This window comes from Streptomyces sp. NRRL S-37, from assembly GCF_000721605.1.
GTDB lineage: Bacteria > Actinomycetota > Actinomycetes > Streptomycetales > Streptomycetaceae > Streptomyces.
In genome coordinates, this window is the sequence record NZ_JOIZ01000026.1 from 15,321 (window position 1) to 36,087 (window position 20,767).

The window sequence follows — 20,767 nt, forward strand, 5'->3', positions numbered from 1 at the left end:
ATTCCCCGTCACGGAGGTGTACACCATGCCGGACGCCGCCTCGCGGCTGAAAGGTCACGTCGAACAGCTGATCAACGCCCCCCTCCCCGTCCGCGTCCGCGCCTGGGACGGCTCACAGGCCGGTCCCCCGGACGCCCCGGCCCTGGTCGTACGCAACCGCCGGGCCCTGCGCCACCTGCTCTTCAAGCCGGGCGAACTCGGTCTCGCCCGTGCCTGGGTGGCCGGTGACCTCACCGTCGAGGGCGACCTCTACACCGTCCTCGACCGGCTCGCCGGCTTCGTCTGGGAGCGCGGTGAGGACGCCCGTACCCTCGCCCAGGCCCTGCGCGACCCCGCCTTCCGCTCCGCCGCCCGCGGACTGATCGTCCTCGCCGGCCTCCCGCTGCCGCCCGCCCCGCCCCGCGAGGAGGCCCGCCGCCCCCGCCGCGGCCTGCACACCAGGCACAGCGACCGGCGCGCCGTCAGCCACCACTACGACGTCGGCAACGACTTCTACGAGATCGTCCTCGGCCCGTCCATGGTGTACTCCTGCGCCTACTGGCCCGCCCCGCCCCCGCGGGGCACCCTCGAACAGGCCCAGCACGACAAACTCGGACTCGTCGCCCGCAAGCTCGCCTTGAAACCCGGTCAGCGCCTGCTGGACGTCGGCTGCGGCTGGGGCTCCCTGGCCGTCCACGCCGCCCGCGACCACGGCGTGAACGTCGTCGGCGTCACCCTCTCCCACGAACAGGCCGCCTACGCCCGCAAGCACGTCGCCGACGAGGGCCTGACCGACCGCGTCGAGATCCGCGTCCAGGACTACCGCGACGTCACGGACGGCCCGTACGACGCCGTCTCCTCCATCGGCATGGCCGAACACGTCGGCTCCGAGCGCTACCTGGAGTACGCCACCGTCCTGCACCGCCTCCTCAAGCCGGGCGGACGGCTGCTGAACCACCAGATCGCGCGCCGCCCGCAGCGGGACGAGACGTCGTACCAGGTGGACCCCTTCATCGACGCCTACGTCTTCCCCGACGGCGAACTCGCCCCGCTGGGCACCACGGTGTCCCTGCTGGAACGTTCCGGCTTCGAGGTGCGCGACGTCGAGTCGATCCGCGAGCACTACGCGCTCACCCTGCGCCGCTGGGTGGCGAACCTGGAGGCCGACTGGGCCCGCGCGGTGTCGCTCGCCGGCCCGGGACGGGCCCGCGTCTGGCTGCTGTACATGGCCGCCTCCGCCCTCGCCTTCGAACGCAACCGCATCGGCGTCAACCAGGTCCTCGCCGTCAGGACGCCCGACTCCGGCGCCTCCGGGATGCCGTTGCGGTCCCGCGTGTGGGGCACGCCCGGCTGAGCCCGGTCCGCACCCGACGCGAAGGGCCGGGCCCCCGTACGGGAAGCCCGGCCCTCGGTGTGCCGCGTCGCGACGAGGTCACTCGGCCTTGATCGCGCTCAGCATGTTCAGCCGGGCGGCGTTGCGGGCCGGCCACAGCGCGGCCAGGACGCCCACCAGACCGGCCAGCACCACGAAGATCCCGATCCGGTCCCAGGGCAGGACCAGCGTGTACCCCGGGATCTCCTCGGCGATGGTCTCGCCGATCGCCCAGCCGAGGAACGTGCCGAGACCGATGCCGACCACCGCGCCGAACACCGAGATGACGACGGCCTCCAGCCGGACCATCCGCTTCACCCGGCGTCGGTCCAGACCGATCGCCCGCAGCATGCCGATCTCCTGCTGCCGTTCGAAGACGGACATCGCGAGGGTGTTGACGACGCCGAGCACCGCGATGATCAGCGCCATCGCCAGCAGCCCGTACATGACGTTCAGCAGGGTGTTGATGGCGCCGCCGAACTCGTCGCGGATGTCCTGCCGGTCCATGACGGTGATCGCGGGGTTGTCGCCCAGCGCGTCGACGAGGACCTTCTCGTTCGCCGCGGACTGGCCGCCGTCGACCTTCACGAAGATCTGCGGGATGTACGGCTTCGCCTCGTGCTTGTTCACCACGGCGGTGTCGATGAGGACGGGGGAGAGGAACTCGCTGTCCTTGTAGACGGCGCCGACCGTCAGCGTCGCCTTCTTCTCGTCGGCGAAGGTGAAGGGGATGCGGTCGCCGGGCTTCCAGCCCCTGCTCTCGGCCGTCTTCTCGGCGACCGCGATCCGCCCCTCGGCGAGCGAGCCGATGTCGCCGCTGACGACGTCGACGGTCAGGACCTGCTGGATGTCGCCCGGGGTGACCGCGGAGGCGGAGACGTAGTCGTCACCGGCCTGGAGGTAGGCGTCCTGCTGCGGTGAGAGGGCCGAGACGCCCTCGGCCTTCTCCAGCGCGGTCAGCGCGGACCGGTCGAGGTCGCCGCCGTTGGCCATCGAGACCATGTAGTCGGCCTTGATGTTGTCCGTGGTCATCTTGTCGAGGGCGGCGCCGACCGTGACGCCGAGCACCGACAGGCCGGTCACCAGCGTCAGGCCGATCGCCAGCGCCGAGGCGGTGGCGCCGGTGCGGCGCGGGTTGCGGACCGCGTTCTGGCCGGCCAGCTTGCCGGCCACGCCGAAGGGGCCGACGAGCAGCGGACGGACGAGTGCGATCACGGGCCGGGACAGCAGCGGGATCAGGATGATCACGCCGATCAGGGCGAGGAACGCGCCCGCGCCGATGTACATCCGGCCGTCGTCGCCGCCGGTCGAGGCGCCCGCCACGATCCCCGCCGCGCCGAGGGCGGTGATCGCCGCACCGATGGAGTTGCGCAGCACCAGCGACTTGGTGGTGGCCACCGCGTGGACGCTGTTCATCGCCGCCACCGGCGGGATCTTCGCGGCCCGGCGGCCGGGCAGCCAGGCGGCGAACACCGTGATCAGCACGCCCACCGCGAACGCCGCGACCACGGGGGTGGCGGACAGGACCAGCGGGCCGTCGGGCATCTTCATGCCGAACGCGGCCATGCCGGAGCGCAGTGCGACGGCCAGACCGACGCCGAGGGCGAAGCCGACGGCCGAGGCCACCAGACCCACCAGCGCGGCCTCGGCGAGCACCGAGCGGGTGATCTGCCGGCGGGACGCGCCGACGGCGCGCATCAGGGCGACCTCCTTGGTGCGCTGGGCGACCAGCATCGTGAACGTGTTGGAGATCAGGAAGACGCCCACGAAGAGCGCGATGCCCGCGAAGCCGAGCAGGATCTGCTTGAGGTTGCCCATGCCCTGTTCGATCTGGTCGGCCTGCTCGTCCGCGAGCGCCTTGCCGGTCCGCGCCTCCGCGGTGTCCGGCAGCAGCGGCTCGACCGCGGCGAGGATCCTCGCGTCGTCCGCGCCGGGGGCCGCGACGACGGTGGCCTCCTCGAAGTAGCCCTGCCGGAGGTACTGCTTCTGGGCGACGGCGGTGTCGAAGAGGACGAGGCTGCCGCCGGCGTTGACGGCGCCGTCCTCGGTGGTGAACACACCACTGAGGGTGTACTCCTTCACCGGGCCGTTGGTCGCGACGCGCACCCGGTCGCCGACCTCGTACTCGCCCTTGGCCGCGGACTCCTCGTCCAGGGCGATCTGGTCGTCCTTCACCGGGCCGGAGCCGTCGGTGAACGTGTACGCGGTGTCCTTGCCGTCCTTGCCGGGCGCGAAGTTGGAGCCCTTGTTGGACCAGCCGACGCCGATCAGCTTCCCGTCGGGGTCGGCGACGCCCGCGAAGCCCTCGACGCGGCCGTACACCCCGGCGACGCCGTCCACGGCGGAGATCCGGTCGAGGTCCTCGTCGGACAGGCCGGGCGCCTCCTCGGGGTTGTCCGGGTCGGCGTACGAGGTGACGGCGACGGCGACGTCGTCGTAGCTCTTCGCCGACTGGTTGCGGAAGGCGTTGGAGAGGGTGTCGGCGAAGACCAGGGTGCCCGACACGAACGCCACGCCGAGCATCACGGCGAGCACGGTCATCAACAGCCTGGCCTTGTGCGCGAAGACGTTGCGCAAGGCGGTACGGAACATGGGTCTTCTCTGTCCAGACGGTACGGGGGAGGGGCGAGCGGGCGGCGGGGGCGGGGGCGGGTCAGCTGATGCGGCCCTCAGGGGGACGGGTCAGCTGGTGCGGCCCTTGGCGTCGAACCGCTTCATGCGGTCGAGCACCGAGTCGGCCGTCGGCCCGTGCATCTCGTCCACGATCCGGCCGTCCGCGAGGAAGACGACGCGGTCCGCGTAGGCGGCGGCGACCGGGTCGTGCGTCACCATGACCACCGTCTGCCCCAGCTCGCGCACGGAGTTGCGCAGGAAGCCCAGCACCTCGGCGCCGGAACGGGAGTCGAGGTTTCCGGTGGGCTCGTCACCGAAGATGATCTCCGGCTTGGACGCCAGCGCCCGCGCCACCGCGACCCGCTGCTGCTGACCGCCGGAGAGCTGCGTGGGCCGGTGACTCAGCCGTTCCGACAGTCCGACCATCTGGATCACGGTGTCCAGCCACTGCTTGTCCGGCTTGCGGCCCGCGATGTCCATCGGGAGGGTGATGTTCTCCAGCGCGGACAGCGTCGGCAGCAGGTTGAACGCCTGGAAGATGAAGCCGATCTTGTCCCGGCGCAACTTGGTGAGCTGCTTGTCCTTCAGCGAGCCCAGCTCGGTCTCACCGATCCGCACGGAACCGGAGGAGAAGGTGTCGAGGCCGGCCACGCAGTGCATCAGCGTGGACTTGCCGGACCCGGACGGGCCCATGATCGCGGTGAACTCGGCCTGCCGGAAGGCGACGGAGACCCGGTCCAGGGCGACCACCTGGGTCTCTCCCTGGCCGTAGATCTTCGAAAGCTCCGTGGCGCGTGCGGCCACGGCGGTGGTCCGGTCGGCGAGGGATGCGGTGGTCACGGGATGGACGCTCCTGTCGGGACGGTGTGCTCTCGGGGACGTCGTCCATCGTTCCGCCTCCTCACCGCCGTGGAGTCACCCGCAGCTCCGGTTCCGGGGGGCGACTGGGGAGGGACCGCCGGGCGCGGTGTCATACCTGGGGATGACGGCGGACCCTGAGCCGGGGGCGCGCGGAACGGGTGGAGCGCCCCTGTTCGGACGGTGAAATTCCGTCATTTCACGTGCGTGACGGAGTGTCACACGCAAGGCTGTTGGCACGTGCTGACGGCGAGTTCACGGTTCTGATGCACCCTCAGGCGCCAATAAAATAAGACAAGATCGGTCCCTCCCGCCGCTGTCGACGGGAGGGCCACCGATAGGCTCGGAACCGCGAAGCGGAGCCCATGGCCTGCCCGGATGGTGGAATGCAGACACGGCGAGCTTAAACCTCGCTGCCCCTGAGCGGGCGTGCCGGTTCGAGTCCGGCTCCGGGCACCACCACGTATGCCGTTCCCCCCGCGCCGGCCGCGGACCGGCGCTCCCGGCCTCCGCGCACCACCCGCGCACCACCCGCGCGGCCTCCTCGACGACCGGACGCCCGCGCGTGAGCGTGGGTGCGCGTCCTCGGGTGCCGCCGGGACCGCCGCGGTGCCGTCGGCCGGGTGCGGCGAGGGGGACCCGGCGGTCCCCAAGGCGCCGCCGTGCCCGGAGGGGCCTCCACGCGGCCGTCGGGGAGGTGAACGGATGATCTCCGGCCGGTTCCGGGGAGGTACCGGGTCGGTCATGGTCCGGTGCCTCACCGTGAAGGGAATCACCCGGCCGCGTAGCGTGTTGCGCAGCACAACGAGGGAAAGATCCTTCTTGAGCATTAGGGTCATTCCTTTGCCTACCTATTACTCTTGAGCCAAGGCCGCGCTGTGTGGCCATGGAGGAGTGAAATGAGGAGCAGTAACCCGGTCTTCTCGCGACGGGGGTTCGGCCGCGACAACGGCTACGCGGGCTTCAACACCGCGCCGCAGGCCGGGGGCCCCGCTGTCGCCACGCAGGCCAACCCGTACGCGCAGCCGACAGGCAACCCGTACGCCCAGAACCCCTACGCGCAGCAGGACCTGCAGTACGGCGCGCCGCCGCAGGCGCCGGCCACCACCGGCCGGATGACCATCGACGACGTCGTCATGCGCACGGCCACCACGCTCGGCGTGCTCATCGTCACCGCGGCGCTCTCCTGGGCGCTGCTGCCGGTCGACGACGCCAACATCAACCGGTCCTACGGCATCGGCATCGGCGCCGCGCTGATCGGCATGGTCCTGGCGCTCGTGCAGTCCTTCAAGCGCAAGCCCACGCCCGCGCTGATCCTGACGTACGCCGCGTTCGAGGGTGTCTTCCTCGGCGTCATCTCCAACATCGTCGACAACCGCATCGCCGACGGCGCGGCCATGCAGGCCGTGATCGGCACCATGGCGGTCTTCGCCGGTGTGCTGGTGGCCTACAAGGCCGGCTGGATCCGCGTCAACCGCCGCTTCTACGGCTTCGTGATGGCGGCCGCGCTCGGCTTCATCCTGCTGATGGCCGTGAACCTGCTGTTCGCGGTGTTCGGCGGCGGTGACGGCCTCGGCTTCCGCAGCGGCGCGCTCGGCGTCGTCTTCGGCGTCATCGGCATCATCCTCGGTGCCTGCTTCCTCGCCCTGGACTTCAAGCAGGTCGAGGACGGCATCGCCTACGGTGCCCCGCGCGAGGAGGCCTGGCTCGCCGCCTTCGGCCTCACGCTGACGCTGGTGTGGATCTACATGGAGTTCCTGCGGCTCATCTCGATCCTCAACAGCAGCGACTGACCTCCCAGCAGTCCAGCGGTACGGACAAGGGCCCCGGGTTCACCCGGGGCCCTTCGTCGTGTCCGCACGCGTCACAGCAGCTTGCGTGCGGCCCTCCTCAGGTCGTACTCGTGGACGATCGCCTTGGCGTGGCCGTACGCCAGGTCGTACTCGTGCCGGAGCCAGCTGACCTTCTCCTCGAAGCGGAAGAGCGCCGGGCCTTCTTCGACGGTGCGCAGCCAGTCGGAGATCTCACGGCCGGTGCAGTGGGGGATGCGGGCGAGCATGTTGCGGTGGGTCTCCTCGGAGAGGACGTGGGACATCGGCGCCTCCGGACGTATGGGATGTAAGCCGGTCCTTCAGGTCACCGTGCCCGAGCGTCGGCCCGTTGGCAACAGTCCCGCCGCGCCGCGTACGCTCGCCGCGTGGTTGATACGACGCCCTTCACCCGTGCCGTGGATCATTTCGCCGACCGTCTGCGGGCCGCGCCGCAGAGCAGGCTGCAGCGGGGCGGTGCGGCCGAGGCGCTCGCCCTGGCCAGGGAGTTGGCGCGGCGCACCCAGCTCGTCGAGGAACCGGGCACCGAGCCCCGCGAGATGCCCGACGCGGGCATGTTCGCCGCCGCCGACCAGATCACCGTCGCCGGCCACGACCTGGCGCTCGTACTGAGGAACGAGGACGAGGTCGGGGAGGCCGTACGGCTGGTGGAGGAGGCGCGCGAGCGCGCCGGGGTGTAGGCGGCCCGGAAGCCGGCCGGGAGCCGGCTCGGGGCTAGAGGGACGCGATGACGCGGTCCGCCAGGATGTAGACGCTCTCCTCGCCGCAGGAGAACGTCAGCGTGTACGCCCCCGAGACGCCGGAACCGCCCAGCAGGAACGGGGTCTCGCCCGCGCCGAGGGCCGCCGCCAGCCGCTCGGCGGTCTCGCGGTGGCCCGGCGTCATGCACAGCGTCGTCCCGTCGGCGAAGACGTAGACGTCGAGGGTGCCCAGCGGGCCCGGACGGACGTCGGTCAGCTCGGTCCGGGCGGCGGCCAGCTCCTCCAGGACGGCCACCGTGCGCTCGTGGTCGTTCACGACCGGCGAGGGGTTCGGTACGAAGTCCGGGTGCGAGGGGTGACGGCGGCGGGCCGCGGCCAGCTCCGGGGAGTCCCCGGCGTGCTCCTCGACGTCCGCGCCCGGCTCGCCCACCGGCTCCAGACCCACGAAATCGGCCTGCCGGGGCAGGAACAGCTCGCTGTCCGCCAGACCCAGCAGGGACGGCGCGTCGGAGGCGTCACGCGCCTCCTGGGCGGCCCAGAAGGCCCGCGCCTCGGCGAGCTCGCGCTCCCGCTCCTCGGCGAGCGCCTCCGCCACGGCGGTGCGTATCTCGTCGGTGCCGGCCGTGCGGGCGGGGGGAACGTGCGCGCGCGCGGACGCGGCGCCGTTCTCGGCCAGCGCGGTGTGCAGGGCCGCGACCTGTCGGCGCAGCACCATGATGCTGCGCAGGACGGCGACGCCCACGGCGCCGGTGGCGGCCGTGGTGATCAGCAGGGCGATCGGCATGGCGCTCACTGACGTACTCCCGGTTCAAAGTCGACCCCCGACTTCCTACATCAGCTTGAAGGGTGGACTAACCATCTGTCAGTGCGTAACGTCACGAAACGGACAGGTCTTTGGGGGTGCACCCGAGAAGGGGTCGGCTCTGACCTGCGTGAATCCCCGCAGCGAGGGAGATAGGTCACATCCTGGGGGAGATTGGATCACGAACAGGCCCGGGCCTCGGAGGTTCCCGAGGTCCGGGCCATGGTTTCACCGGACGTGCCGGTACGGCTACCGTGCGCCCGCGGTACGGGGGTTCGGCGGTACGGAGTTCAGCTGAGGCGCTCGATGACCATCGCCATGCCCTGGCCGCCGCCGACGCACATCGTCTCCAGACCGAACTGCTTGTCGTGGAACTGGAGGGAGTTGATCAGCGTGCCGGTGATGCGGGCGCCGGTCATGCCGAAGGGGTGGCCGACGGCGATGGCGCCGCCGTTGACGTTCAGCTTCTCCAGCGGGATGCCGAGGTCGCGGTAGGAGGGGATCACCTGGGCGGCGAACGCCTCGTTGATCTCGACCAGGTCGATGTCGTCGATCGTCAGGCCGGCGCGGCCCAGCGCCTGCTTGCTCGCCTCGACCGGGCCGAGGCCCATGATCTCGGGGGAGAGGCCGGAGACGCCGGTGGAGACGATCCGGGCGAGCGGGGTGAGGCCGAGCTCGCGGGCCTTGGTGTCGCTCATGATGACGAGCGCGGCGGCGCCGTCGTTGAGCGGGCAGCAGTTGCCGGCGGTGACCAGGCCGTCCGGGCGGAAGACCGGCTTGAGGCCGGCCACGCCCTCCATGGTGACGCCGGCGCGGGGGCCGTCGTCCTTGCTCACGACCGTGCCGTCGGGGAGCGTCACCGGGGTGATCTCGCGCTCCCAGAAGCCGTTCTTGATGGCCTCCTCGGCGAGGTTCTGCGAGCGGACGCCGAACTCGTCCATGTCCTGGCGGGTGACGCCCTTGAGGCGGGCCAGGTTCTCGGCGGTCTGGCCCATCGCGATGTACGGGTCGGGGACCAGGCCGTCCTCGCGCGGGTCGTGCCAGGTCGCCCCCTCCGACTCGGCGACGGCGGCGGTACGGGCCTCGGCCTCGGCGAACAGCGGGTTGCGGGTGTCCGGGAGGCTGTCGGAGTTGCCCTTGGTGAAGCGGGAGACGGTCTCGACGCCGGCCGAGATGAAGACGTCGCCCTCGCCGGCCTTGATGGCGTGCAGGGCCATGCGGGAGGTCTGCAGCGAGGAGGAGCAGTAGCGGGTGACGGTGCAGCCGGGGAGGTGGTCCATGCCCATCTGCACGGCGACCACACGGCCGAGGTTGTTGCCCTGCTCGCCGCCGGGGAGGCCGCAGCCGAGCATCAGGTCGTCGATGTCCCTCGGGTCCAGCTCGGGGACCTTGGCGAGGGCGGCCTGGATGATCGTGGCGGTCAGGTCGTCCGGGCGCAGGTCCTTCAAGGAGCCCTTGAAGGCGCGGCCGATGGGGGAGCGGGCGGCAGAGACGATCACGGCTTCGGGCATCACGGCTCCAGAGGTGAGGGCGGCGGGAGGGCATACCGGTTGGTTGGTGCGGGACCTCCTGGGAAGTTACCCGGACGTATGGGCGGGGTCACGACTGACGCGATGTGACATGGACCGCAACTGTCTAAGCGCTTGCTTTTCCGTTGTGTCTTCTCGGGGCGCTGCGCTCGTGCCCACTCCGCCGCCCCGCTCTCCGTGACCAGCCGCCCCCGTTCTCCGCGGCCCCGCTCTCCGTGACCAGCCGCCCCCGTTCTCCGCGGCCCCGTTCTCCGCGGCCAGCCGCCCCCGTTCTCCGCGGGTAGTCGCCCTTGCTCTCCGCGCCCCCGCTCTCCGCGGGTAGTCGCCCCGCTCTCCGCGGGCAGTCGTGCCGCAGGGCGGCACGGGTGGGCGCGACGGCACCCCGTTGGCGCCGGGCTGCGCGGCTCCCCCCGTCCCGCACCGACACCGTGACTGGTGCGGGCCGGGGGTGGGGTCGCTCGCCGGTGCTTGCCGGGTGCCGCTGCGCCCACCCGTGCCGCCCCAGCGGCACGACTGCCCGCAGCTATGGCGGCTGCCCGCAGCTATGGCGGCTGCCCGCGGCTGCGGGGGCTGTGGCGGCTGCCTGCCGCAGGAGCCCGGTGTCACGACGACTGGGTCGAAGGCTCCGGCTCCGCCTCCGTGACCCTGCGGCGCCGACGGCGCTTCAAGAGGGCCCACGGCCCCCGCACACCCGCCGGCATCGCCGCGGTGACCTCCGTGCCCGCCTCCGACGCCGCCTCCGCCGCCGCCCGCGCCACCGGCAGGAACCCCTCGCGGCGCGCGGCGTCCGGCCGCTCCTCCTCCGCCGGCCACAGCCCCAGCGCCGCGCACACCGTCGGCAGCACCGCCATCGCGGCCGTGGCGTACCCCTCCGCCGAGGGGTGATAGCTGTCCGGCCCGAACAGCTCCCGCGGGTTCGCCGCGAACTCCGGCCCCAGCAGGTCCCCCAGCGACACCGTCCGCCCGCCCTGCTCGACCGCCCCGATCGTCTGCGCCGCCGCCAGCTGCCGCGAGGCCCGCCGGGCCAGCCAGCGCAGCGGCTGCCGCACCGGCTCGACCGAGCCGAGGTCGGGGCAGGTGCCGACGACCACCTCCGCACCGGCCGTCCGCAGCCGCCGTACCGCCGAGGACAGATGGCGTACGGAACGGGTGGGCGGCATCCGATGGGTGACGTCGTTGGCGCCGACCATGATCACGCAGATGTCCGGCACCCGGGAAGGGTCCGCCAGCGCCCGCGTCACCTGCCGGTCCAGATCGTCGGAACAGGCCCCGGGCACCGCGACCGTGCTCAGCCCCACCGGGCGTTCCGCGATCGCCGCGACCCCCGACGCCAGCAGCGCGCCCGGTGTCTGCCCGGCCCGGTGCACGCCCTGCCCGGCCGCCGTGGAGTCACCCAGCATCGTCAGCCGCAGCGCCGGTTCCCCCGGCACCGTGTACGCCGCGCCGTACAGCCCGTCCGCGTTCGGCACGTGAGGAGTCGTCCCGTTGCCCACCCGGCGCCGCGCCAGCTGGGCCTCGGCCACCAGGAGTCCCACGGCGGCCGCCCCGGCCAGTCCGATGCCCCCGCCGCCGTACGCCGCGCCGGCCGCGATCCGCCGGGCCACCCTCGCCCTCGACAAGCCCGTCATCCCTCGCCGCCACCTCCTCGAACCCCGTACACCCAGTGCTTGCCCCGTACGGACCGTGCTCCAATCCCCACAGCGAGTGAACGACCCGGCCGGGTTCGGGCCGGTGAGGGCCTAGGCTGACAGCACCACTACGACCACCCCTTTTGCAGCATCCGGAGACAACGGTGCAATTCCACGACTCGATGATCAGCCTCGTCGGCAACACCCCGCTGGTGCGGCTCAACAGCGTGACCAAGGGCATCAGGGCCACCGTCCTGGCCAAGGTGGAGTACTTCAACCCGGGCGGCTCCGTGAAGGACCGCATCGCCCTGCGCATGATCGAGGCGGCGGAACAGAGCGGGGAGCTCAAGCCCGGCGGCACCATCGTCGAGCCGACCAGCGGCAACACCGGGGTCGGACTCGCCATCGTGGCCCAGCAGAAGGGCTACAAGTGCGTCTTCGTCTGCCCGGACAAGGTCTCCACGGACAAGATCAACGTCCTGCGGGCCTACGGCGCCGAGGTCGTCGTCTGCCCGACCGCCGTGGACCCCGAGCACCCCGACTCCTACTACAACGTCTCCGACCGGCTGGTCCGCGAGACGCCGGGGGCCTGGAAGCCGGACCAGTACTCCAACCCCCACAACCCGCTCTCCCACTACCACTCCACCGGCCCGGAGCTGTGGGAGCAGACGGAAGGGAAGATCACCCACTTCGTGGCTGGCGTCGGCACCGGCGGCACCATCTCCGGGACCGGGCGCTACCTGAAGGAGGCCAGCGACGGCCGGGTGAAGGTCATCGGCGCGGACCCCGAGGGTTCGGTGTACTCCGGCGGCTCCGGGCGGCCGTACCTGGTGGAGGGCGTCGGCGAGGACTTCTGGCCGACCGCGTACGACCGTGACGTCGCGGACGAGATCGTCGCCGTCTCCGACAAGGACTCCTTCCAGATGACCCGGCGGCTCGCCAAGGAGGAGGGCCTGCTGGTCGGCGGCTCCTGCGGCATGGCGGTCGTGGCGGCCCTCGAGGTGGCCTCGCGGCTCGGTGAGGACGACGTGGTCGTCGTCCTGCTGCCGGACAGCGGCCGCGGCTACCTCAGCAAGATCTTCAACGACGAGTGGATGGCCGACTACGGCTTCCTGGAGGACGCCGGCCCCAGCGCCCGCGTCGCCGACGTCCTGAACGACAAGGAGGGCGGCCACATCCCCTCCCTCGTCCACATGCACCCCGAGGAGACGATCGGCCAGGCCATCGAGGTGCTGCGCGAGTACGGCGTCTCGCAGATGCCGGTGGTCAAGCCGGGCGCCGGCCATCCGGACGTGATGGCCGCCGAGGTCGTCGGCTCGGTGGTGGAACGGGAGCTGCTGGACGCGCTGTTCAGCAAGAGCGCCTCGCTGGACGACCCGCTGGAGAAGCACATGTCCGCGCCGCTGCCGCAGGTCGGCTCCGGTGAGCCCGTCGCGGACCTGATGGCCGTGCTCGGCAAGGCGGACGCGGCGATCGTCCTCGTCGAGGGCAAGCCGACCGGTGTGGTCAGCCGCCAGGACCTGCTGTCCTTCCTCGCCAAGACCGGGAAGTGACGGGGCGTCGGACGGAACCGCCGGTGAACCCGCGGTGAACGGCCGGGTGCCGGCGCGTTCGTGATCTTCGTGGACTTCGCGGAAGTGGTACGAGCGTGTCACGTCCGCGCAGCACTCGCTTAACACGGGTCCGGCAGATTGGTGGGTGTCGGCGGAACGGGAGCGGCTCCCCGTTCCGGCCGGCGGCGAACGGCGTCGAAGGACCTCCGGAGCGGCTCCCGGACCTCCACGGACGCCTCGGACGCGCAGCCTGCCTCAACGGGTGCGCGTCCCCCGCGGGGACCGCCGTCGTCCCGCCCCCCCGGCGACGGGGGTGCGGCGGTCCCCGCGCAGACGGTCTCAGTCCTCCCAGTCGTCGTCGCGGGAGGCCTTGCGGCGGCCGAACAGGCCCGGATTGGTCCGGGCGGCCTGGACGACGTTGACGCCGACGATGCCCAGCCAGGCGGCCAGCATTCCGGGCAGGTCGGCCACGCCCCCGCCGATGGCGGACAGCGGCACCGCCAGGACCAGCGAGACGATGCCGAAGCCGAAGCGCTCGCCCCAGGAGTCCGTGGCCCGCGGCGACCGCGAGTCCCGGGCCGCCGTCATCCGCTGCTCGGCGAACTGCCGGCGCACCCGGCGCTCCACCACGCCGTCGATGCGCTGATCGACCTTCTCCAGGAACGAGTCGACCAGCGCGGACTCGTACTCCTCGCCCAGCTCCCTGCGGGCCTGCAGGGAGGCGTCGAGTTCCTTCTTCAGCTCGGTGTCCCGCGCGTCCATTCCCGTCATGCGGTCCACGGTAGGCAGGCGGGAGACCGATGACACTGGGGGTAACCCCCCTCTCGGCCTCGGGTTCGCCGCGCCGCTATTTCTTGCACATCTTCTCGTCGGCGTGGGACTGCTCCACGTCGACCTTCTTCGGCGGGGCGATGGGGGTGCCGGCCTTCTTGAAGTCGGAGCCGAGGGTGAGCGTCATCGGGGTCGTCGCGTCGGCGTCCTTGGTGCCGGGCTTCATGGCCGAGGCGGGCAGACCCATCAGGTCGGCGAGCTTGCGGGCCTGGTCGGCCTGGTTCGGGGCGTACTCCAGCAGGGTCTTGTCGACGTCGGACGGGGCGTTGCCCTTGTTGGTGGATCTGGCCACGCCCTGGCTGGTCTGCAGCCAGGCCAGGGTGTCCTGCGCGGCGCCGGCCGGGCCGCCGCCGTTGAGGACGTCGACGCGGATCTCGGACGCCTCCGCCCGCGTGCCCTCCAGCAGCTCGGCCTGCTTGTTCTTGGCGTCCTTCTCCTTCTTCTTCACCTCGGTGAGGGAGACGTCGTTCTGCAGCATGCTGAAGAGCTTCGGGGCCTCGGTCGGGTGCGGCACGACGGTGACGGGCGTGGGCTCGTCCGGGTTGTCGATCACCGGCATGGTCATCATGGTGATGTTCTTCAGGTCGATCTTGCCGAGTTCCTTGGCGAGGGCGAGCAGCTTGCTGGGGCTGCCTATGCCCTTGTCCACGGTGAGGGACTTGGTGGCCGCGTCGGCGACGTCGAGCATCTTCGACGGGCTGTCCAGCGTGTCCTCCTTGAGCTGCCGGAGCATCGACGCGACGAACTTCTGCTGCATCTTGATCCGGTCCAGGTCGCTCTCGTTCTTCAGACCGTGCCGGTTGCGGAGGAAGGAGAGCGCGTCCTCGCCCTGGATGGTGCTCTCCCCGGCCGGCAGATCGAGTCCGGAGCCGCCGTCCAGGTCCTTGATGGGCTCGTCCAGGCACACCTCGACGCCGCCGACCGCGGTGGACAGCGTCTTGACCGCGTTGAAGTCGAACATCATGAAGTGGTCGAGTTCGAGGCCGGTGATCTCCTCGACGGTGAGCATGGTGCAGCCCGGATCGCGGCCGTTGACGCCGTAGGACTCGTTGAACTTGGTGGGGACCGTCGAGCCGGGGATCTTCTTGACGGAACCGTCGGACTGTTTGGACTCGCAGTCCGGGATGTCGATCATCAGGTCGCGGGGGATGCTCATCACGGTCGCGTTGGTGCGGTCCTCGGACACGTGGAAGAGGAGCGTGGTGTCGGCGTGGCCGGTGACGTTGGTCCGGTTGCCGTAGGCCTCGTTGCCCTCGCCGGTGCGGACGTCGTTGCCGATGACCAGGAGGTTGACCGGCCCGTCCGCCACGGCCTCGTCACTGCCCACGTCACCGATGTCGATGGTGTCGATGTTGCCGTAGAGGCGGTCGTACCAGTAGTACGCGAACGCCGAACCGCCCACGAGGACCAGGCCGAGGACGCCTCCCGTCCACATCAGCGCCTTCTTCTTGCCGCTCCGCTTCGGCTTGCGCTTGCGGCGGCCGTGGCCGGGTGCGTCCTCCGGCGCGTCCTCGGGTACGGCCTTCGGCGCGGGTGCCGGTGCGGTGCGGCGGCCACGCTGGCCGGGGACGCGGGCGGGCGCGGGGGAACCGGGGTGCGGGGCGCTGCGGGGGCGGGGTGTCTTCGGCTGCTCCGCTGAATCGTTCAGCCGCAGTTCGTACTCGCCGGTATCAGGGTTGAGTACCCACTGGTCGGCAGGGTCGGTTCCGTCCGCCTGCCCACGACTTCGCGCGTCCACGCCTGTACCAGTCCTCCGTCGGGTGCCACATGGGTCGCCTGCGCCCCAAGGCGCTCTCTTGTTCGACGAGTTACGCTATCCGGCCGGTTCAAGATGTGGTGACGTCGTAGCAGAATCGTCAAATTCCGGTTCTGTCGCCGAAACGGGCACAGTGTGCGATCTCCCCCCATCGCGGCGTGCGGTCGGCGTGGTCCCGCAGCCGCCTGTATAACGGTATGCAGGAATTTCGATGGATGAATAGGCCGAGGCGTAGAGGCGTCCTAGGGGGATTCAGGTCATGAGTGGCGGCACCGAGAGCCCTGCCGCGCGTCTCCAGGCGCTCTTCGAGGGGCACCGGCTGACGCCGACCCAGCGGCGCATCGCGCACAGCATGGTGCGGCGCGCCGCCGACGTGCCGTTCCTGTCCAGTGTGGAACTGGCCGAACTGGCCGGGGTCAGCCAGCCGTCCGTGACCCGGTTCGCCGTCGCCCTCGGCTTCGACGGCTACCCCGCCCTGCGCCGGCACCTGCGCGAGGTCGCGCCCGCCGAACCGGCGCCGGAGACCGGCTCGTACAACGAGTACCAGCAGGCCGTCGAGGCCGAGATCGAGAACCTGCGGCATCTGGCGGAGGTGCTGGCCGACCCCCGGCCGGTGCGGCAGGCCGGGCGGGTCCTGGCGGGGAGCCGGCCGCTGCCCGTGCTGGGGCTGCGGGCCGCGGCGGCCCAGGCGCACGGGTTCGCCTACTTCGCCGCCAAGGTCCACACGGACGTACGGCTGCTCAACGAGGGCGGCACGATGCTCCACGACCGGATCGACGCCGCCGCGCGGGCCGGGGCGAGCGCCCTGCTGTGCTTCGCGCTGCCCCGGCATCCCCGGGAGGTCGTCGACGCCCTTGCCCACGCCAAGGAGACGGGACTGACCGTGGTCACCGTCGCCGACTCCCCCTTCGCACCGGTCGCCAAGGTGTCCGACCTGCTGCTGCCCGCCGCCGTCGGCACCGGGCTCGCCTTCGACACGGCGTGCGCGCCGATGCTGCTGGGCCGGGTGCTGCTGGAGGCGATGTGCGACGACCTGCCCGACGCGCAGGCACGGCTGGAGGAGTTCGACACGAAGGCGGCGGCGCGCGGGCTGTTCGTGGACTGACGGTACGGGGATACCGGCGGGAGTGGCCCGTCCGCGTTCTCAGACTCGTCTCACCTTGCGTCGCTAGCGTCCGTCCCCTAGGACATGCACAGGCATCGGAGGACGGGAGGCCGGACGTGACGCGTGGAGGACAGGGACTGGCCCGGGTGGCCGTCGTCGTACGGGCCGGGGCCGCACCACTGTGGTGGCCGGGAGTGGTCGCGGCGGGCACCGGGGTGCTGGTGCCGGGACTGACCGGGCGCCGGATCGGTGTACTGGCGGGCGCCGCGCTGTTCCTCGTGGCGGCGGCCGTCGTGGCGTACGGGCGGCGGGGACGGTACCGCGCACTGGCCCGGTCGGCGGCCCGGGCGGGCAGGCACGACGTGCTCCAGGACCGGGCGGTGACCGTCCGCAACTGGCGCCGCGGGCACCGCTGGTGGCTGCTGCTCGCCTTCGTCGCCGCGCTGGGCACGTCGTTCGCGGTACCCGCCGCCGGTGGTCTGCTGCTCGCCGGGTGCGGGGCGGGGCTGTGGCTGAAGGCGGCCTGGATCGGGCGCCTGGAGCGGGCGGACGAGGTGCTGCTGTGGGTACGCGTCGACTGGCTCCGCGCGGGGGCGGGGCGGCCCGCGGGCAAGGTGGTCAAGGGGTACCGGACGACCGGTGTCGCGGCGGGCGACGCGGCACCGGGCGGCTCCCGCCGCAGGGTTGCCGTGCCGGCCTGAGTGTCGTGGTTCCGCGCGGGCGCGCCGGGGCCTGGCGTGCCCGCGTCCGCGCGGCGGGGGTGTGCGGCTAGGGGAGCAGGGCGTCGGTGTGGGCGGCGCCCGATTCGGCCACGATCTCCTCGATCGTCTGGGCGGTGCGTACCGTCGCGAAGGTGACGCCTCCCGCGCCGTCCGGGGTGAAGCCGTGGACGCCGGGGCGGGGGAGCGAGTTGTAGGCGTAGTGGTGGGCGAAGTAGTACGCGCCCGTGTCCAGCGCCGCCGCGTAGTCGCCCTGTTCCAGCAGGGGCAGCGACTGCCCCCGGGCGAGCAGGTCGCCCGCGAAGCAGGCCGGTCCCGCCACGTCCTGCACCACCGCCGGGCCCTCCTTGGGTCGCCCCTGCGCGTCGTACGCGGCGATCCTCAGCGGCCATGACGCCGGCGCGTACACCGTCCGCGTCGCCACCTGCGCGCCCGCGTGCGTCACCGCGACCGGACGCCCGCCCGCGCTCTTGGCGTACTCCACGCGCGCCACCACCGTGCCGTGCTTGGCCAGCAGCGACCGGCCGAACTCGGTGACCAGCCCGTACCGCCCGTCGAACAGCCCCGGCACCGTCTCGCCCAGCAGCCGCGCGTACCGTCCGTACGTCGGTGTGCTCACCTCGGAGGCGAAGTTCACCGGCAGCCCGCCGCCGATGTCGATCGTGTCGACCTGCCGCCGTCCCGCGCGCCGGTTGATCTCCTCCGCCAGTTCGTACGTCTGGGCGACCCCCCGTGCCATCATCGTCAGCGCGATGCCCTGGGAGCCGGTGTGCGTGTGCAGCCGGGTCAGCCACGGCCGGTCCAGGTACGCCCGTACGACCCACTCCCGCGCACCCTCGTCGCGCAGCGCCACCCCGAACTTCGACGTCGCCGTCGCCGTGGACAGCGCCTCGATGGAACCGCCTCCGACCTGCGGATTCACCCGGATGCCGACGGGGGAGCGGGAGCCGGATCCCGCCATCAGGGCGTCGAGGCGGGCCAGCTCCTGCGGATTGTCCGCGTTGACGGCGATGCCCAGCGCGAGCGCCTCCCGCAGTTCGGCGGGTGTCTTGGCGGGCGAGTCGAGGACCGTACGCTCCGGCTCCACCCCCGCCGCCCGCGCCAGCGCCAGCTCACCGGGGCTGGCCACCTCCGCGCCGATGCCCTCCGCGCGCAGCAGCCGCAGCACCGGCACCAGCGGGCACGCCTTCACCGCGAAGGCGTGCAGCACGGGCGTGCCGGGCGCCGTCACCGCCTCGAACGCCGCCCGCAGCCCGGCCGCCGACTCCCGGATGCCGGTCACGTCGAGCAGGGCCACCAGGGGGGTGCCGGCGCCCAGCAGCCCCTGCTCCACGGCCGCCCGCACCGCGGCGTCCCGCCGGGCCGCCCGCCCCTCGGCGTACCCGTCCCCCTCGTCCGTCCGGCCGTCGTCGTGGGCCACCGTGTCCCCCTCCCGTCGGTGCTCTCCATGTTCGCCCGCACACGGCCGGCCAAACATCCCTCACCCGGCCGCGCCGACGCGTTCCCGTCTTGACTAGCTCTATTCAGGAGATGAGGATGTGAATATCTGCAGTAATCGTCCGCAGCACAGGAGGCAGCCCCATGTCCGGACCCCGCCCTGTCCGAGCGCCGCGCGGCACCGAACCGAGCGCCCTGGGATGGCAGCAGGAGGCCGCCCTGCGGATGCTGCAGAACAACCTCGACCCGGAGGTCGCCGAGCACCCCGACAAGCTCGTCGTCTACGGCGGCACGGGGAAGGCGGCCCGCGACTGGCGCTCCTTCGACGCCATGGTCCGCACGCTGCGCACCCTCAAGCAGGACGAGACGATGCTCGTCCAGTCCGGCCGCCCCGTCGGCGTCATGCAGACCCACGAATGGGCCCCGCGCGTCCTCATCGCCAACTCCAACCTCGTCGGCGACTGGGCCACCTGGGAGGAGTTCCGCCGCCTGGAGGCCCTCGGCCTGACCATGTACGGGCAGATGACCGCCGGCTCCTGGATCTACATCGGCACCCAGGGCATCCTCCAGGGCACCTACGAGACCTTCGCCGCCGTCGCCGCGAAGAAGTTCGGCGGCACCCTCGCCGGGACCATCACCCTCACCGCCGGACTCGGCGGGATGGGCGGCGCCCAGCCGCTGGCCGTCACCATGAACGACGGCGTCGTGATCTGCGTCGACTGCGACCCGCGCGCCATCGACCGCCGCATCGAGCACCGGTACCTCGACGTGAGGGCCGACTCCCTCGACCACGCCCTCCGACTGGCCGTCGAGGCCCGGGACCGGCGCGAGCCGCTGTCCATCGGCGTCCTCGGCAACGCCGCCGAGCTGGTGCCGCACCTGCTCGCCATGGGCGCGCCCATCGACATCGTCACCGACCAGACCTCCGCCCACGACCCGCTGGCGTACCTGCCGGTGGGCGTCGCCTTCGAGGACATGGCGGACGCCGCCGCGAAGGACCCGGCCGGTTTCACCACCCGGGCCCGCGAGTCCATGGCCCGGCACGTCGAGGCGATGGTCGGCTTCCAGGACGCCGGCGCCGAGGTGTTCGACTACGGCAACTCCATCCGCGGTGAGGCCCAGCTCGCCGGGTACGAGCGCGCGTTCGCCTTCCCGGGGTTCGTGCCGGCGTACATCCGGCCGCTGTTCTGCGAGGGCAAGGGGCCCTTCCGGTGGGCCGCGCTGTCGGGTGACCCCGCCGACATCGCCAAGACCGACAAGGCGGTCCTGGAGCTGTTCCCGGAGAACGAGTCCCTGGCCCGGTGGATCAGGATGGCGGGGGAGCGGGTGCGCTTCCAGGGACTGCCCGCGCGGATCTGCTGGCTGGGGTACGGGGAGCGGGACAGGGCGGGGGAACGGTTCAACGACATGGTCGCGAGCGGGGAGCTGGCCGCGCCGGTCGTCATCGGGCGGGACCATCTCGACTGCGGTTCGGTGGCCTCTCCCTACCGGGAGACCGAGGCGATGCTGGACGGGTCCGACGCGATCGCCGACTGGCCGTTGCTGAACGCGATGGTGAACGTGGCTTCGGGGGCGTCGTGGGTGTCCCTCCACCACGGTGGGGGTGTGGGGATGGGGCGGTCGATCCACGCGGGGCAGGTGACGGTCGCCGACGGGACCGCGCTGGCGGGGGAGAAGATCCGGCGGGTGCTCACGAACGACCCCGGGATGGGGGTGATCCGGCATGTCGACGCCGGGTACGACATCGCGGAGTCGGTGGCGGGGGAGCGGGGCGTGCGCGTGCCGATGCGTGAGGGTGACACGGCGTGAGTGACGGCAACTCCTCGGCGGGGGCGGGTGCGTCGTCGCCGCCCGCGGGTCCGGCTGTGCCCACCCTCCCCCACTCTCGGCTTCGCTCGAACGGGGGGACCCCCATCGCCCCGCGGAACGACTGCCCTCAGCCTGGGCGGGTTGACGGCTCGCAGCCTGGGCGGGGCGACGGCTCGCAGCCTGGGCGGGTTGACGGCTCGCAGTCTGAGCGGGGCGACGGCCTTCAGTCTGGGCGGGGCGGCGGTC

The 20,767-nt window shown here is 71.9% G+C and carries 16 protein-coding genes and 1 tRNA gene; 8 read left to right on the top strand and 9 right to left on the bottom strand.

The genetic code is table 11. The features are described from left to right. Positions 1–25 precede the first annotated feature (25 nt). A complete protein-coding gene (locus IH50_RS0131460) occupies positions 26–1,333 on the top strand; it encodes an SAM-dependent methyltransferase (protein WP_030869992.1) in 1,308 nt (435 codons plus the stop codon). Between the two features lie 78 nt (positions 1,334–1,411). Here the strand turns inward: IH50_RS0131460 and IH50_RS0131465 are convergent, their stop codons facing one another. Together IH50_RS0131465 and IH50_RS0131470 are read right to left on the bottom strand one after the other, a co-directional pair. Next, a complete protein-coding gene (locus IH50_RS0131465; RefSeq protein WP_030869995.1) occupies positions 1,412–3,943 on the bottom strand; it encodes an ABC transporter permease in 2,532 nt (843 codons plus the stop codon). A gap of 90 nt (positions 3,944–4,033) precedes the next feature. Next, complete coding sequence (locus IH50_RS0131470; protein ID WP_030869998.1) at positions 4,034–4,804, bottom strand: ABC transporter ATP-binding protein; 771 nt, start codon at positions 4,802–4,804, stop codon at positions 4,034–4,036. 390 nt (positions 4,805–5,194) lie between these two features. Between IH50_RS0131470 and IH50_RS0131475 the strand changes: the two genes are divergently transcribed. Both IH50_RS0131475 and IH50_RS0131480 read left to right on the top strand, forming a co-directional pair. Continuing rightward, a tRNA-Leu gene (locus IH50_RS0131475) sits at positions 5,195–5,281 on the top strand. Between the two features lie 440 nt (positions 5,282–5,721). Continuing rightward, complete coding sequence (locus IH50_RS0131480; protein ID WP_030870001.1) at positions 5,722–6,615, top strand: Bax inhibitor-1/YccA family membrane protein; 894 nt, start codon at positions 5,722–5,724, stop codon at positions 6,613–6,615. Between the two features lie 71 nt (positions 6,616–6,686). On the opposite strand, the gene IH50_RS0131485 is transcribed toward IH50_RS0131480, so the two are convergent. Next, a complete protein-coding gene (locus IH50_RS0131485) occupies positions 6,687–6,917 on the bottom strand; it encodes a DUF4287 domain-containing protein (RefSeq protein WP_030870003.1) in 231 nt (76 codons plus the stop codon). A gap of 102 nt (positions 6,918–7,019) precedes the next feature. Between IH50_RS0131485 and IH50_RS0131490 the strand changes: the two genes are divergently transcribed. Further along, positions 7,020–7,331, top strand: coding sequence for a hypothetical protein (locus IH50_RS0131490; RefSeq protein ID WP_199822172.1), 312 nt, complete (start codon positions 7,020–7,022; stop codon positions 7,329–7,331). Between the two features lie 34 nt (positions 7,332–7,365). On the opposite strand, the gene IH50_RS0131495 is transcribed toward IH50_RS0131490, so the two are convergent. The 3 genes from IH50_RS0131495 to IH50_RS0131505 all read right to left on the bottom strand — a co-directional run bounded on the left by IH50_RS0131495 (position 7,366) and on the right by IH50_RS0131505 (position 11,311). Continuing rightward, entirely contained in the window at positions 7,366–8,145 is a 780-nt protein-coding gene (locus IH50_RS0131495) for a hypothetical protein (protein WP_030870007.1), read from the bottom strand. A 299-nt stretch (positions 8,146–8,444) separates the two neighbouring features. Beyond that, on the bottom strand, positions 8,445–9,665 hold the full coding sequence (locus IH50_RS0131500) for an acetyl-CoA C-acetyltransferase (protein ID WP_030870011.1): 1,221 nt from the start codon (positions 9,663–9,665) through the stop codon (positions 8,445–8,447). 620 nt (positions 9,666–10,285) lie between these two features. After that, positions 10,286–11,311 carry an SGNH/GDSL hydrolase family protein gene (locus IH50_RS0131505; RefSeq protein WP_030870014.1) on the bottom strand — a complete coding sequence of 342 codons (1,026 nt, stop codon included), beginning with the start codon at positions 11,309–11,311 and terminating at the stop codon, positions 10,286–10,288. Positions 11,312–11,475: 164 nt separating this feature from the next. Between IH50_RS0131505 and IH50_RS0131510 the strand changes: the two genes are divergently transcribed. Then, positions 11,476–12,864, top strand: coding sequence for a cystathionine beta-synthase (locus IH50_RS0131510; RefSeq protein ID WP_030870016.1), 1,389 nt, complete (start codon positions 11,476–11,478; stop codon positions 12,862–12,864). A 339-nt stretch (positions 12,865–13,203) separates the two neighbouring features. Here the strand turns inward: IH50_RS0131510 and IH50_RS0131515 are convergent, their stop codons facing one another. Both IH50_RS0131515 and IH50_RS0131520 read right to left on the bottom strand, forming a co-directional pair. Then, positions 13,204–13,626, bottom strand: coding sequence for a hypothetical protein (locus IH50_RS0131515; RefSeq protein ID WP_030870019.1), 423 nt, complete (start codon positions 13,624–13,626; stop codon positions 13,204–13,206). Between the two features lie 85 nt (positions 13,627–13,711). Continuing rightward, a complete protein-coding gene (locus IH50_RS0131520; RefSeq protein WP_030870022.1) occupies positions 13,712–15,433 on the bottom strand; it encodes an LCP family protein in 1,722 nt (573 codons plus the stop codon). A 277-nt stretch (positions 15,434–15,710) separates the two neighbouring features. On the opposite strand from IH50_RS0131520, the gene IH50_RS0131525 reads away from it, so the two are divergent. After that, positions 15,711–16,556 carry a MurR/RpiR family transcriptional regulator gene (locus tag IH50_RS0131525; protein WP_030870025.1) on the top strand — a complete coding sequence of 282 codons (846 nt, stop codon included), beginning with the start codon at positions 15,711–15,713 and terminating at the stop codon, positions 16,554–16,556. Positions 16,557–16,672: 116 nt separating this feature from the next. Further along, positions 16,673–17,257 (top strand): hypothetical protein, encoded by a 585-nt coding sequence (locus IH50_RS0131530; protein WP_078914157.1) that lies wholly within the window; start codon positions 16,673–16,675, stop codon positions 17,255–17,257. A gap of 67 nt (positions 17,258–17,324) precedes the next feature. On the opposite strand, the gene IH50_RS0131535 is transcribed toward IH50_RS0131530, so the two are convergent. Beyond that, positions 17,325–18,752, bottom strand: coding sequence for a diaminopimelate decarboxylase (locus IH50_RS0131535; RefSeq protein ID WP_078914158.1), 1,428 nt, complete (start codon positions 18,750–18,752; stop codon positions 17,325–17,327). Positions 18,753–18,856: 104 nt separating this feature from the next. Here IH50_RS0131535 and hutU point away from each other — a divergent pair, with 104 nt between their 5' ends. Then, positions 18,857–20,521 (top strand): urocanate hydratase, encoded by a 1,665-nt coding sequence (gene hutU, locus IH50_RS0131540; protein WP_030870036.1) that lies wholly within the window; start codon positions 18,857–18,859, stop codon positions 20,519–20,521. Positions 20,522–20,767: the final 246 nt, after the last annotated feature.

Excerpts from the sequence above, each read along its gene's own strand:
- IH50_RS0131460 (WP_030869992.1), top strand. The coding sequence starts at position 26 with ATGCCGGACGCCGCCTCGCGGCTGAAAGGTCACGTCGAACAGCTGATC.
- IH50_RS0131465 (WP_030869995.1), bottom strand. The coding sequence starts at position 3,943 with ATGTTCCGTACCGCCTTGCGCAACGTCTTCGCGCACAAGGCCAGGCTG.
- IH50_RS0131480 (WP_030870001.1), top strand. The coding sequence starts at position 5,722 with ATGAGGAGCAGTAACCCGGTCTTCTCGCGACGGGGGTTCGGCCGCGAC.
- IH50_RS0131485 (WP_030870003.1), bottom strand. The coding sequence starts at position 6,917 with ATGTCCCACGTCCTCTCCGAGGAGACCCACCGCAACATGCTCGCCCGC.
- IH50_RS0131500 (WP_030870011.1), bottom strand. The coding sequence starts at position 9,665 with ATGCCCGAAGCCGTGATCGTCTCTGCCGCCCGCTCCCCCATCGGCCGC.
- IH50_RS0131505 (WP_030870014.1), bottom strand. The coding sequence starts at position 11,311 with ATGACGGGCTTGTCGAGGGCGAGGGTGGCCCGGCGGATCGCGGCCGGC.
- IH50_RS0131515 (WP_030870019.1), bottom strand. The coding sequence starts at position 13,626 with ATGGACGCGCGGGACACCGAGCTGAAGAAGGAACTCGACGCCTCCCTG.
- IH50_RS0131525 (WP_030870025.1), top strand. The coding sequence starts at position 15,711 with ATGAGTGGCGGCACCGAGAGCCCTGCCGCGCGTCTCCAGGCGCTCTTC.
- IH50_RS0131535 (WP_078914158.1), bottom strand. The coding sequence starts at position 18,752 with ATGTTTGGCCGGCCGTGTGCGGGCGAACATGGAGAGCACCGACGGGAG.
- hutU (WP_030870036.1), top strand. The coding sequence starts at position 18,857 with ATGTCCGGACCCCGCCCTGTCCGAGCGCCGCGCGGCACCGAACCGAGC.